Source organism: Pseudomonas sp. 02C 26 (genome assembly GCF_002843585.1).
GTDB lineage: Bacteria > Pseudomonadota > Gammaproteobacteria > Pseudomonadales > Pseudomonadaceae > Aquipseudomonas > Aquipseudomonas shirazensis.
In genome coordinates this window covers 776,398-789,565 of the sequence record NZ_CP025262.1, presented here as the reverse complement: position 1 = coordinate 789,565, position 13,168 = coordinate 776,398, and the positions used below count along the sequence as shown (strand labels likewise).

Below are 13,168 nucleotides of genomic sequence, written 5' to 3'. Positions count from 1 at the left end.
ATGAATGAGCCAGCCATGAAACCGGCACTCAAGATAGCCAGGGCCGCTGTGCGGCCTTGCTCAATGACTGTGCGTCAGCGACCCACGCAACTGCTGCAACGCCGCATCAAGCGCACGTTCAAACAGAGGCCCATCATCAAGCACCCGCACATCCCCATTGGCCAGCGCCAACGCCAACCCACCGCGACTCCATTCACGCACCTTGATCCCGGTCCGACTGGTAAACACCAACCGATCGCAGCTATCGATCCTGACCACCAGCTTGCAGCGCAGCGGGCCGGCTTCTTCAAGCACTTCCAACCAGCTACCAACACGCAACTGGCGAACTTGCCGAGCATATTCGCTGCTGTCGTCAAAAGGCGCATCACAGGTAGTCTCGTCAGCGACGGCGAGAACAATCTCATCAGCCACCAACACCTCACTGATCAGCGCCCCTTGATCAAGTTGGCTCACACCACCACACGCCCGCAGGTGCAACTGCTCAAGCTCGGCGAAGAACTCCCGAGCCGCGGTCGAGTCCTGGGCGACACTGGCCAACCCATCACGCAACGCCTTGAGCAGCCCCGGCACCTGTTCGAGCAACTGCGCACAGGCCTCGGCACTGCGATGCGCACTGATGCTGGCAAGCAAGCTGTCCATGGTCGCCAGGCCCTGGCGCCAGGCCGGTGAGGCTTCGCCATGCTTGAGCCATGCCAGCAACAGCACCTGGCTCCAGGACTGCACCAGCATCTGCACCAGCGTCTGCGGCAGCACCCGCCCGTGCAGGCGCAGGTTCAGTTCCTGCTGCACGCGCCGTCGCGCCTGCACGGTGCGCGCCCGACCCTCCTCGGCATCGCGGGTGCGCTGCTCGAGCAGTTCGTTGCGACGGCGCTCATCCTGATTGAAGGCGAGAAAATCCTCGAGCAGCTCGGCGAACAACTGCGGATCTTCAGCGTAATCGTTGAGCAAACGCTGGACGATGCGCTCGACTCGCTGCTGCGGCCCGCCACGCGAGACCTGTTCGTCAGCCTCCCAGCCCAGCGCCGCGGCGGCAATCTCGTCGAGCAAGCGCCGCGCCGGGTGGTTGGCGCGGCTGAACAGGCCCCTGTCGAGCATGGCCACTTTCAGCAGCGGAATATGCAGACGCGCGAGCAGTTCGCGCAGGTTGCTCGGCAGGTTGTCGTCAGTCTGGATAAAGTCGAAGAGCAAGCCGACCAGGTTGATCACATCTTCGTCGTAGTTGCCGATCCGCCGGCGGCTGCCGCTGCGTACGCCGACCCGCAGCAGCAACTGTTCCAGCTGCTGGCTCAGGTTGAAGTCGTCGGCATCAGCCACGCCGGGCACGTAGTGCTGCAAATGCGACAGCAGCCGCAGCAGATCGGCGGTATTGATTGGCTCGGCAGTTGCCACACTCTGCAGGCGCGGCGCGAAACGCCCGCGAGCAGGCGCCAGCAGCGGTTGCAGGCTGGCGAAGAAGTCCTGGCCAGTACTGTCGCCGTCGGCCGGATCGGCCTGGGCGTGACAGTCAGCGCTGTGCAGGTGGGTCAGCGGCCGGTCTTCGGCGCGGCGCCGCGGCGCGGGCATCAGTTCGGGCAGGATGCCGGCTGCAGCGAGCAGTTGATTGGCTTCGCCGTACAGCAGATCAAGATCACGCAGCACATAACGTTCGAACAGCTTGAGCAGGATCAGCTTGACCTGCGGGCCAACTCCCAGGCTGCGCCCGGCATCCAGAAAGAACCCGCACAGGCACTCCGGGCCCAATGGATTGCGGCGCAGTTCAAGGGGCATCTCCAGCAGCGCCTGGAAGCGCAAGCCCAGCTGATCAAGGGCAAAGCCATCACGCGACAACACCCGCGCCAGCATGCCCTCAATGGCCGCCGCCCGCTCCGGTTGAGCAGCGTTGCGCAGCGATTCGGTAATCGCCAGATAAGGTACGCGTTCGGCCTGGCCGATACGGGCGAAGGCGTCATAGAACGCATCGAGAAACTCCCGCTCGATACTCTTGCGCTTCAGCCGCAGGTCGCGCATCGCTTCGAAGTAGAGGTTCTGATCGACCCGCTCACCGGCCCGGTCGGCCATCTCGAACAGCCTGTCGTCAGCATTGTCGAACAACGCCTGCAGGCCTTGGCGCAATTGCAGGACAGCCTTGTCCCGCACCTGCAGGAGCACGATCGGAAGGCTCAGCGAGGGCACGCGCGCACCTCTGTCGGCGGCCGCCACCAAGGGCACCACCTTGCCTTCTGTATGCATCCCTAACTCCTTGCAGGAAATCGTCAAAGCCATGACGCCAAATACTGGACGCTATTATCGACAAAAAGTCTTACAGCTGCCAGCACGTAGTGCGTGTCCCGGTGAAAAGACCACTAATCAGACGAAATGCTCCCCTGTTCTGACCAAAGGTCACCAGCGGCATGACTGTACACACCGCCCCCCTGCCCTATAATCGCCGGCATCTAGCTTGTGGAGCCGACCATGCCGAACCTACGCCTCGCCGACCTGACTGCCGAAATCGAAGCCAACGTGCGCCGCGCGTTGCTCGAGGACGTCGGCAATGGCGATATCACCGCACAACTGATCCCGGCCGAGCGCCTGGCCAAGGCCACCATCATCACCCGCGAAGACTGCGTGGTGGCCGGCAGTGCCTGGGTCGATGCGGTGTTTCGCCAGCTCGATCCGCGGGTCGCGGTGCACTGGCAAGTGGTCGATGGCGACCTGGCCAAGGCCAACCAGCCGCTGTTTCATCTCGAAGGCCCAGCGCGCTCGCTGCTGACCGGCGAACGTTCAGCGCTTAACTTCCTCCAGCTGCTGTCAGGCGTGGCCACCCGGGCGCGGTTCCTTGCGGACCTGGTCGAAGGCACCCAGGTGCGCTTGCTCGATACCCGCAAGACCCTACCCGGCCTGCGCCTGGCGCAGAAGTACGCGGTGACCTGTGGCGGCTGCCACAACCACCGCATCGGCCTGTATGACGCGTTCCTGATCAAGGAAAACCACATCGCCGCCAGCGGTGGCGTTGCCGAAGCAGTAGCTGCAGCGCACCGCATCGCGCCAGGCAAGCCGGTCGAGATCGAAGTGGAGAGTCTGGATGAGCTGCGCCAGGCGCTGGCGGCCGGGGCCGATATCGTCATGCTTGACGAGCTGAGCCTGGATGAAATGCGCGAAGCGGTGCGGATCAATGCCGGCAAGGCCAAGCTCGAGGCCAGCGGCGGTGTCAATGAAAGCACCCTGCGGGTGATCGCCGAGACCGGGGTCGACTACATCTCGATCGGCGCAATGACCAAGGACGTCAAAGCGGTCGACCTGTCGATGCGCTTGAGCCTGTAAACGCAACGCGGGGCAATGGGCGCCGGTTGCGAACCGTGCCCATTGCCCCGCGTTTTGACGCTGGCGGCTTAGAACGAAGCGTTGGCCAGGCCGTCCAGGTACCGCTCGACGTCCAGTGCAGCCATGCAGCCAGCACCCGCCGAGGTGATCGCCTGACGGTAAACGTGGTCGGCCACGTCGCCGGCGGCGAACACGCCTTCGACGTTGGTTGCAGTGGCGTTGCCTTCACGGCTGCCGCTGACTACCAGGTAGCCGTCCTTCAAGGTCAGCTGGCCTTCAAACAGCGATGTGTTCGGGGTGTGACCGATCGCGATGAACACGCCGTCAACGGTGATCTCGTCGCTGCTGCCGTCGTTGTTTTTCAGGCGCGCACCGGTCACGCCCATGTTGTCGCCCAGCACTTCGTCGAGGGTGGCGTTGAGCTTGAGCTCGATCTTGCCCTCGGCAACCCGCGCGTTGAGCTTGTCGACCAGGATCTTCTCGGCGCGGAAGGTTTCGCGGCGATGCACCAGGGTCACCTTGCTGGCGATGTTGGCCAGGTACAGCGCCTCTTCAACGGCAGTGTTGCCGCCGCCGACGACCGCTACCGGCTTGTTGCGGTAGAAGAAGCCGTCGCAGGTTGCGCAGGCAGACACGCCCTTGCCCATGAACGCTTCTTCCGACGGCAGGCCCAGGTAACGCGCACTGGCACCGGTGGCGACGATCAGCGCGTCGCAGGTGTAGGTGCCGCTGTCGCCCTGCAGGGTGAACGGCTTGTTGGCCAGGTCAACCGCGTTGATGTGGTCGAAGACGATCTCGGTCTCGAAGCGCTCGGCGTGCTCTTGCATACGCTGCATCAGCGCTGGGCCGGTCAGGCCATGGGGGTCGCCCGGCCAGTTGTCGACTTCGGTGGTGGTGGTCAGCTGGCCACCGGCCTGCATGCCGGTAATCAACAGCGGCTTGAGGTTGGCACGCGCAGCGTAGACCGCAGCGCTGTAGCCGGCAGGGCCGGAACCGAGAATGATCACCCGCGAATGACGTACTTCAGACATGTCGAACTCCTGTCGAGCGGGCCGCACGGGTTCGGCTGCAAAGCGCCGGCGGCGGCTGGAAATAAAATGGACCTACGCAGCACTTGGGGAAGGCTATAACGCGCAAGTCCGAAACCTTTAAAGTTGAGCGCACTGTAGCGAGGTCGCAGAGATTAAGGAAATATCCTCAGACAATCCACCTTATAGACACGCTCTATCCACCAGCAAAATCGATAGAGAGGTCCCGCGAGGTTTTGTTACAGCCGGTTGCGCGCTGCTCAGCCGGCTTCCGTCATGCCAGCAAACTCGGTAAGGTCAGCGCGTTTACCTTCTGCGGAGCGTCTCCATGCAAGCCCCTGTTCTATCCGGCCCGCAATACCTGCGTGAAGGCCTCAAGCTGATCCTGACCCCCGGCCTGCGCCTGTTCGTGCTGCTGCCGCTGGCGATTAATCTGCTGCTGTTCGGTGGCCTGGTGTACCTGGCCGCGCATCAGTTCAGCCTGTGGGTCGACACGCTGATGCCAACTCTGCCGGAGTGGCTGAGCTTTCTCACCTACATCATCTGGCCGCTGTTCGTGGCGCTGGTGGTGCTGATGGTGTTCTTCACCTTCACTCTTGTGGCCAACATTGTCGCGGCGCCGTTTAACGGCTTTCTGGCAGAAAAGGTCGAAGTGGTGGTGCGCGGCCAGGACACCTTCCCGCCGTTCAGCTGGGGCGAGCTGATCGCCATGGTGCCGCGCACCTTGAGCCGCGAAATGCGCAAGCTGGGCTACTTCTTGCCGCGCGCACTGGCGCTGTTCATTCTCTCGTTCATTCCGGTGGTGAACGTCATTGCCGCACCACTGTGGCTGATTTTCGGCGTGTGGATGATGGCCATCCAGTACATCGACTATCCGGCCGACAACAACAAGATGAGCTGGCAGGACATGCTCGCCTGGCTGCGCCAGAAGCGCTGGCAGAGCATGGGCTTTGGCGGCATCACCTACCTGGCGCTGATGATCCCATTCGTCAACATCGTAATGATGCCGGCAGCGGTGGCCGGGGCGACGTTGTTCTGGGTGCGCGAGCGCAGTTGATCGGCTCTGGGGCCGGTGCACGGCCCCAGAGCAAGGCTCAAGAACCCAACTGGCTGGAAAACTGCCCCACCACTTCGACCACGCGCTTGGCGCCATCCTGAATCTCGGTTATCACCGCGCCAGTCTCGCCGGCCAGGCTCAGGCCCTGCTCGGCCTGGCGCTTGCTGGTGTCGATGATAGCCACCGCGGCCAACGCCAACTGCTCGTTCTGCTGCACGACCCGGGCGATCTCTTCGGTGGCGGTGCTGGTGCGCGAAGCCAACTGGCGTACTTCATCGGCGACCACAGCAAAGCCCCTACCCTGCTCACCGGCGCGGGCCGCTTCGATGGCGGCGTTGAGCGCCAGCAGGTTGGTCTGCCCGGCGATATCGCTGATGGTCTTGATAATCGAGCCAATCACCCGTGACTGGGTATCCAGCGCCTGAATACCTTCGGCAGCCTGCTGCATAGAGGCTTCCAGGCCGCGCATCACGCTGACGGTCTGAGTCACCACATCATTGGCCTTGCAAGCGCTGGCATCGGTACCAAGCGAGGTGCTGTAGGCGATATCGGCTGCCTGAGCGACAGCCTGCTCCTGGTTGACCTGGTCGGTAATCACTGTGGCGAACTTGACCACTTTGTAGAGCACGTCGTGGGCGTCGATGATTGGGTTGTAGGACGCTTCCAGCCACACCACGCGGCCATTGGCATCTACCCGCTTGAACCGGTCAGCGACAAACTCGCCACGGCGCAGCTTGTCCCAGAACACCTGGTAACCGGCTGAGTTGGCTTCTTCAGGCTCGCAGAACAGGCGGTGATGCTTGCCTTTGACCTGCTCCAGGCGATAGCCCATGGTCTGCAGGAAGCGCTCGTTGGCGGTCAGTACATGGCCATCGAGGCTGAATTCGATGACAGCCGTGGAGCGCATCAGTGCATTGATCAGGCTCTCGTGCTCACGCGAACTGGCAATGGTCCGGGTCAGGTCGCTGGAGTGCAGCGTGAAGTACTTGATGCGGCCCTCGAAATCGCGCACCGGCTGCAGTATCGAGCGCAGCCACGCCTCTTCGCCATTGCCACGCAGTAGGCGGAAAGCGCCATTGAGGTGGGCGCCGGTGCTGATGGCGGCTTTCATGCGCTCATAGAAATCGAGTTTCTTGACGTGCGCCGGAACGATCTCTTCAAGGCTGCGGCCGAGCAACTGGTCAGCGCGATAGAACATTTCACGCTCAAAGTTGGCGTTGACCGTTTCGATGCGCCCCTGCGGATCGAGCTGCAGCACCAGCATTTCGCTGTCGAGGCTGTCCTTGACCTGCTCCATGGACATCAAGTCCTCGCGCAGTTGCTGATTTTCTTTCTTGAGCTTGCTGGTGAACATTACCGCACTCCTGGAGCGCACCGGCCATCCGAATCCATCTGCATCGGCAGGTATATGAGCGTTCTTGAGCGGCCTGCGGGGAAATATTCAGCGCACTAGGCATTGCGCAACCAGACGTCACTTGCCGGTCATAAAGTGGTCATGGGAACGCAATCGGGCAGGCGGAAACTTCTGTCATGAACACTCCAAGCCTGCGCATCACCTTTGTCAGTGAGACATTTGCCCCTGAAGTCAATGGCGTGGCCAATACCCTCGGCCGGTTCAGTGATGGTCTGCGCGAGCGCGGCCACAGCGTTGAGCTGGTGCGCCCGCGCCAGGCCCACGATCCACTGCGCCTTGACGATGCTGACCTGCTGCTGTGCAAAGGCTGGCCGCTGCCGGGTTACCCCGACCTGCAGTGGGGCGGTATTTCCCTGCACAAGCTGCTGCGGCGCTGGCGCAGGCAGCGGCCAGATGTGATCTATATCGCCACCGAGGGCCCGTTGGGGCTGAGTGCGCTGCGCGCCGCACGCCGTTTGAAGATTGCCGTGGTCAGCGGCTTTCACACCAATTTCCCGCAGTATGCAGGCCAGTACGGGCTTGGCCTGCTGGCCCGGCTGCTGACCCACTACCTGCGCTGGTTCCACCGGCGCAGCGCGGTAACGCTGGTGCCAAGCATCAGCCAACGGGTGGATCTCGAACGACGCGGTTTTACCCAACTGGCCTTGCTCGCACGCGGAGTCGATGCCTGCCTGTTCAATCCCGCCCGCCGCAGCCAGAGGCTGCGTGAAGCATGGGGCTTGGCCGAGCAAGACCTGGCGATAATGTATGTCGGCCGGCTGGCTGCGGAAAAAAACCTGAACCTGCTCAAGCCGTGCCTGCAAGCCCTCCAGCAGCGTTATCCACAACGGCGCCTGCGCCTGATCATGGTCGGCGACGGCCCACAGCGGGCCAGCCTTGAGCAGCAACTGCCAGACGCGGTGTTCTGCGGCGCGCAGCGTGGTCAACACCTTGCCGAGCACTACGCCAGCGGCGATGTGTTCCTGTTCCCAAGCCTGACCGAGACGTTTGGCAACGTCGTCCTCGAGGCCATGGCCTCAGGCCTGGCCGTGGTCGCGTATGATCAAGCCGCAGCGGCTCAGCACGTGCGTCATGGGCACAGCGGGGCCGTGGCTATGCCCGGGGATCAGATCGGGTTCATCGATGCAGCGTGCTGGTTACTGGAGGAAAGCGAAACCCTGCGCCGGGTTCGCCTGAATGCGCGACAGCATGCCAGCCGTCAAGGTTGGCCAGCCATCATCGAGCAGTTCGAAGGGTATTTGTGCGATGCCTGGCAGCAGGCCTGCGACGCAACCAGCGCCAGAGCGCCGCTGCCGTTGCCCGCGCTGGGCCGGTTAGCCAGCCCCGGCCGCTCGCAACAGCGCCGTTAAGCCAAGGCTTTTTCGATCGCCTGCACCAGTGCAGGGTCATCCGGTGCAGTGCGCGGGGCGAAGCGAGCCAGCACGCGGCCGTCCTTGCCCACCAGAAACTTTTCGAAATTCCAGCTGATATCGCCCGGATACTCGGCACCCTCGCCCGCCAGCAGCCGATACAGCGAGTGGCGCTGAGGACCATTGACTTCAAGCTTGCTGCTCAGCGGAAAACTCACCCCGTAGTTGAGGCTGCAGAATTCCTGAATTTCACGCTCGCTGCCCGGCTCCTGGCCGGCGAACTGGTTGCACGGCAAGCCGAGCACGCTGAAGCCCTTGGCCTTGTACAGCTGGTGCAGCGATTCAAGCGAGGCGTACTGCGGGGTCAGGCCACACTTGGAGGCCACATTAACCACCAGCACCACCTGGCCCTTGAACGGCGCAAGGGGCAGATCCTCGCCGTCCAACGCATGCAACGTCAGCTCGTGAAATGCACTCATGATGACTCCCCTTTCCTGCGTTTTGATTGTCGCTGGAGCAAACGGCGCCCACTAAAAAGGCGCGCGGGCCAACCGTCAACCCTCCCATGGAGGGCAAGTACGGCTTGCCCGAGCGCCTGGCGGCTGTCTGAGCTTAGCGCAGATATCAGTGCTGATGGCCGCCTTCGCCATGGACGTGGCCATGGGCAACTTCTTCTTCGCTGGCATCACGGACCGCAACGACCTTGACCTGGAAGGTCAGGCGCTGACCGGCCAGTGGGTGGTTGCCGTCGACAGTTACGTCGTCGCCGTCCAGGTCACGGATGGTGACGATCTGCATCTGGCCGTCCGGCGCCGAAGCGTGGAACTGCATGCCGACTTCGAGCACGTCGACACCTTCGAACATGCTGCGGTTGAGCGTGCTGACCAGCTCGGCCAGGTATTCGCCGTAGGCGTCTTCCGGCTCGATGGTAACGTTCAGTTCTTCGCCGACGTCTTTACCTTCCAGGGCTTTTTCCAAGCCTGGGATGATGTTGCCGGAACCGTGCAGGTAAACCAGCGGCGCGCCGCCAGAGGAGCTGTCAATCACCTCCCCGGCGTCGTTGGTCAGGGTATAGTCGATGGAGACGGCCTTGTTGGCGGCGATCGGCATGGGGGCGAGACCTTTTGCAAAAGAATGTAGAGCGGACAAGTGTAACCAACGCATCGCCCGATTGCGAACGCACTGCAGGCGATGCCCGCCCCGTCAGTCGGGTCAGCGGTTTTCATCAGGATGATCAGGGCCACTGGGTGGTCGAGCTGACGTGCGGGCATACCCAGCACCTGCGCCATCAACCACCCTGGCAAGCACGCCCCTGGGTGCTCGAGGCCGCCGAGCGCGAACAGCGCATCGGCCAGACATTCGCGTGTGGATGGTGCGCACAAGGCGCCGATTAGCGATACCCTTGGCGATTGGTTCTTTGCACCGCTTATTTCGAGAAGCACGCATGCAGACATTTTTCATCGCACCGACCGACTTCGGTGTCGGCCTGACCTCCATCAGCCTCGGCCTGGTCCGCGCGCTCGAGCGCGGCGGCCTCAAGGTCGGCTTCTTCAAGCCCATTGCCCAGCCCCATCCGGGTGACACCGGCCCGGAGCGCTCGACCGAGCTGATGGCGCGCACCCACGGCCTGAAGCCGCCGACGCCGCTGAGCCTGGGCCAGGTCGAGCGGATGCTCGGCGACGGCCAGCTCGACGAACTGCTTGAAGAAATCATTCGCCTGTACCAACAGGCCTGCGTCGGCAAGGACGTGGTGGTGGTCGAGGGCATGGTGCCGACCCGGCATGCCAGCTACGCGGCGCGGGTCAACCTGCATCTGGCGAAAAGCCTGGATGCCGAGGTGATTCTGGTGTCGGCGCCGGAAAACGAAGTGCTCAGCGAACTGTCTGGCCGTGTCGAGCTGCAGGCGCAGTTGTTCGGCGGCCCGCGTGATCCAAAGGTACTTGGGGTGATCCTCAACAAGGTCCGCACCGAAGAGAGCATGAGCGAGTTCGCCAGCCGCCTGCGTGAGCATTCGCCGCTGCTGCGCGGCAATGACTTCCGCCTGCTCGGCTGCATCCCCTATCAACCCGAGCTGAACGCGCCACGCACCCGCGATGTGGCCGATCTGCTCGGCGCTCAGGTAGTGAACGCCGGTGACTACGAGCAACGGCGGATGAACACCATCATCATCTGCGCCCGCACCGTGGCCAACACAGTGCCGCTGCTCAAGCCCGGCACGCTGGTGGTGACCCCTGGCGATCGCGACGACATCATCCTTGCCGTAAGTCTGGCGGCAATCAACGGCGTGCCGCTGGCGGGCCTGTTGCTGACCAGCGACAGCAAGCCTGACCCGCGCATTCTCGAATTGTGCCGAGGCGCACTGCAGGCCGGCCTGCCGATCCTGTCGGTGAGCACCGGCTCCTACGACACCGCCAACCGGCTCAACTCGCTCAACCGCGAGATCCCGGTCGACGACCGCGAGCGCGCGGAATTCATCACCGACTTTGTCGCCGGCCAACTCGATGCCGCCTGGCTGCACCAGCGCTGCGGCACGCCGCGTGAACTGCGCCTGTCGCCGGCGGTGTTCCGCTATCAGCTGATCCAGCGCGCCCAGCAGGCCAACAAGCGCATCGTCCTGCCCGAGGGCGCCGAGCCGCTGCTGGTACAAGCGGCCGCGATTTGCCAGGCGCGTGGGATTGCCCGCTGCGTGCTGCTGGCCAAGCCCGAAGAAGTCCAGGCGGTCGCGCGCGCGCAGGGCATTACCCTGCCGCCGGATCTGGAAATTCTCGACCCTGATTTGATCCGTGGGCGTTACGTCGAGCCGATGGTCAATCTGCGCAAGAGCAAGAACCTCAATGCGCCGATGGCCGAACAGCAGCTGGAAGACCCGGTGGTGATCGGTACCATGATGCTGGCGCTGGATGAAGTCGACGGTTTGGTCTCTGGCCTGGTGCATTCGACCGCCAACACCATTCGCCCGGCCCTGCAGCTGATCAAGACCGCGCCGGGCAGCAGCCTGGTGTCGTCGGTGTTCTTCATGCTGTTTCCGGAACAGGTGCTGGTGTACGGCGACTGCGTGATGAACCCGCACCCAAGCGCCGCCGAGCTGGCCGAGATCGCCCAGCAGAGCGCGCAGTCAGCCGAGGCCTTCGGCATTGCGCCGCGGGTGGCGATGATCAGCTATTCGAGTGATTCGGCCAGTGACGAGGAAGTCGACAAGGTGCGTGAGGCAACGCGTCTGGCGCAGCAGGCCGAACAACGTCTGGTGATCGATGGGCCGTTGCAGTATGACGCTGCCGCCAACCCGGAGATCGCCCGCCAACTCGCACCGCAAAGCCCGGTGGCTGGGCGCGCGACGGTGTTCGTGTTCCCTGACCTGAATACTGGCAATACCACCCACAAGGCGGTGCAGCGCAGCACTGACGGGGTCAGCCTGGGGCCGATGCTGCAGGGTTTGCGTAAACCTGTGAACGACCTGCCGCGCGGGGCGCAGGTGGATGACATTGTGCATACCATTGCGCTGACGGCGATTCAGGCCAGCAGGAATATTTGAGTGGATCTTGGGGCTGCTTTGCAGCCCAAAAATCTCAACGCAAACGCAGATTACTGCTGATACTGCTGCCCAGGAATCGGCTTCAGGTTGACTTCAACCCGGCGATTCTGCGCACGCCCGTTGGCATCGGCGTTGCTCGCAATCGGCTGATCCGGGCCAAGGCCACGTACCGACACCCGCGAAGCATCCACGCCCTGCGAGGTCAGATAAGTGCTGACCGCCTGCGCGCGACGTTGCGACAGGTCCATGTTGTGCTGGCGGCTACCGGTGCTGTCGGTGAACCCGACCACTTCAATGGTGTTCTGGTTGAACTGCTTGAACGAGCCCGCCAGGTTGTTCAGCGGGGTGTAGAAGCTTGGCGAGATGTTCGCCGAGTCGGTGGCAAAGGTGATGTTGCCTGGCATGATCAGCTTGATCTGGTCACCTTCACGCTGCACTTCGACGCCGGTGTTGGCCATGCTCTCGCGCAGCGCAGCTTCCTGCTTGTCGGCGTAGTAACCGTAACCGGCAGCGGCAGCACCTACCGCAGCCGCGCCGATCAGCGCGCCCTTGCCGCGGTTGTTGTGGTCGATCGCAGCGCCGGCTACAGCACCGGCCAGAGCACCCAGGCCACCGTACTTGGCAGTCTTGCTCATGCCGCCAGAACCCTGGCCTTGGTTGTCATAAGGGTTCTGGCCAGCACAACCTGCCATCAGGGCAGCGGCAGTAGCGACGATAATCAGACGACGCATCATGGAAAGCTCCTACAGAAATTCAAGTGTGCAGTGATCGTACGTTGACCCATGCTGGGTTTTGATCATTGCTGGGCTGAATAATTCCATGAATATTCAAGCGCGTACGAACGGATTCTCGCGCATCTCATCGCCCAGGCGCGTATCTGGGCCATGCCCGGCCACCACCACCGCGTCTTCATCCAGCCGGTATAAACGGTCCTTGATCGAACGCACGATAGTGCGCTGGTCGCCACCCCACAAATCGGTGCGGCCAATCCCGCGGCGGAACAAGGTGTCGCCGGCAATCAGCAGCTTGGCATCGGCAAACCAGAAGCTCATCGAGCCCGGGCTATGCCCAGGCGTGTGCAGCGCGACGCCACAGCCGCAGGCCAGCTCCTCTTCATCGGCGAGCCAGCGATCCGGTGGTGGCGCGGGGGTATATGGCACGCCGAACATCTGGCACTGCATCTCCAGGTTGTCCCACAGCGGCTGGTCGTCCTTGTGCAGGTGCAAGGTCGCGCCGGTCAGCTCCTTGAGCCGGCCAGAGGCGAGAAAGTGATCAAGGTGGGCATGGGTGTGGATAATGCTGACCAGCGTCAGGCCGTGGGCCTGCAAGCGGGCGACGATCTTCTCTGGATCACCGCCCGGGTCGACGACGATGGCTTTCTTGCTCAGCGGATCACCGATCAGGGTGCAGTTACACTGCAACGGCCCGACCGGGAAGGTTTCGCGGATAAGGCTTGGGGCGGCGCTGGTCATGGGGGTTTTGCTCAGC

Annotated in this window: 10 protein-coding genes and 3 pseudogenes; 5 read left to right on the top strand and 8 right to left on the bottom strand. The window is 62.8% G+C overall.

The window, feature by feature from the left end; translation table 11 throughout:
* Positions 1-60: 60 nt before the first annotated feature.
* Positions 61-2,229, bottom strand: a complete 2,169-nt coding sequence (locus CXQ80_RS03665) for a DUF1631 domain-containing protein (protein WP_101316585.1) — start codon at positions 2,227-2,229, stop codon at positions 61-63.
* Between the two features lie 222 nt (positions 2,230-2,451).
* Here CXQ80_RS03665 and nadC point away from each other — a divergent pair, with 222 nt between their 5' ends.
* Positions 2,452-3,300, top strand: coding sequence for a carboxylating nicotinate-nucleotide diphosphorylase (gene nadC / locus CXQ80_RS03660; RefSeq protein ID WP_101316583.1), 849 nt, complete (start codon positions 2,452-2,454; stop codon positions 3,298-3,300).
* Between the two features lie 68 nt (positions 3,301-3,368).
* Here nadC and trxB read toward each other — a convergent pair whose 3' ends face one another.
* Entirely contained in the window at positions 3,369-4,331 is a 963-nt protein-coding gene (gene trxB, locus CXQ80_RS03655; RefSeq protein ID WP_101316581.1) for a thioredoxin-disulfide reductase, read from the bottom strand.
* A gap of 325 nt (positions 4,332-4,656) precedes the next feature.
* Between trxB and cysZ the strand changes: the two genes are divergently transcribed.
* The gene (gene cysZ, locus CXQ80_RS03650; protein ID WP_101316579.1) at positions 4,657-5,385 is read left to right on the top strand and encodes a sulfate transporter CysZ; all 729 of its coding nucleotides are present in this window, start codon (positions 4,657-4,659) and stop codon (positions 5,383-5,385) included.
* Between the two features lie 37 nt (positions 5,386-5,422).
* Here the strand turns inward: cysZ and CXQ80_RS25210 are convergent.
* Together CXQ80_RS25210 and CXQ80_RS25205 are read right to left on the bottom strand one after the other, a co-directional pair.
* Positions 5,423-5,827, bottom strand: a pseudogene (locus CXQ80_RS25210) (methyl-accepting chemotaxis protein); the annotation flags it as partial.
* A 183-nt stretch (positions 5,828-6,010) separates the two neighbouring features.
* Positions 6,011-6,649, bottom strand: a pseudogene (locus CXQ80_RS25205) (PAS domain-containing protein); the annotation flags it as partial.
* A 266-nt stretch (positions 6,650-6,915) separates the two neighbouring features.
* Between CXQ80_RS25205 and CXQ80_RS03640 the strand changes: the two are divergent.
* Positions 6,916-8,148 carry a glycosyltransferase family 1 protein gene (locus tag CXQ80_RS03640; RefSeq protein WP_101316574.1) on the top strand — a complete coding sequence of 411 codons (1,233 nt, stop codon included), beginning with the start codon at positions 6,916-6,918 and terminating at the stop codon, positions 8,146-8,148.
* Here the strand turns inward: CXQ80_RS03640 and CXQ80_RS03635 are convergent.
* Both CXQ80_RS03635 and CXQ80_RS03630 read right to left on the bottom strand, forming a co-directional pair.
* Positions 8,145-8,627 carry a glutathione peroxidase gene (locus CXQ80_RS03635; protein ID WP_101316572.1) on the bottom strand — a complete coding sequence of 161 codons (483 nt, stop codon included), beginning with the start codon at positions 8,625-8,627 and terminating at the stop codon, positions 8,145-8,147. The two genes, CXQ80_RS03640 and CXQ80_RS03635, sit on opposite strands and share 4 nt — an antisense overlap.
* Before the next feature lie 145 nt (positions 8,628-8,772).
* Positions 8,773-9,258: a peptidylprolyl isomerase gene (locus tag CXQ80_RS03630; RefSeq protein ID WP_101316570.1), complete on the bottom strand. Its 486-nt coding sequence runs from the start codon at positions 9,256-9,258 to the stop codon at positions 8,773-8,775.
* Here CXQ80_RS03630 and CXQ80_RS03625 point away from each other — a divergent pair.
* Both CXQ80_RS03625 and pta read left to right on the top strand, forming a co-directional pair.
* Positions 9,227-9,542, top strand: a pseudogene (locus CXQ80_RS03625) (DUF3565 domain-containing protein). The gene CXQ80_RS03630 and the pseudogene CXQ80_RS03625 overlap by 32 nt on opposite strands.
* Positions 9,543-9,592: 50 nt before the next feature.
* Positions 9,593-11,680 (top strand): phosphate acetyltransferase, encoded by a 2,088-nt coding sequence (pta, locus tag CXQ80_RS03620; protein ID WP_101316566.1) that lies wholly within the window; start codon positions 9,593-9,595, stop codon positions 11,678-11,680.
* 50 nt (positions 11,681-11,730) lie between these two features.
* On the opposite strand, the gene CXQ80_RS03615 is transcribed toward pta, so the two are convergent.
* Positions 11,731-12,414, bottom strand: a complete 684-nt coding sequence (locus CXQ80_RS03615) for an OmpA family protein (protein ID WP_178080745.1) — start codon at positions 12,412-12,414, stop codon at positions 11,731-11,733.
* A gap of 93 nt (positions 12,415-12,507) precedes the next feature.
* Complete coding sequence (locus CXQ80_RS03610) at positions 12,508-13,152, bottom strand: MBL fold metallo-hydrolase (RefSeq protein WP_101322941.1); 645 nt, start codon at positions 13,150-13,152, stop codon at positions 12,508-12,510.
* Between the last annotated feature and the right edge of the window lie 16 nt (positions 13,153-13,168).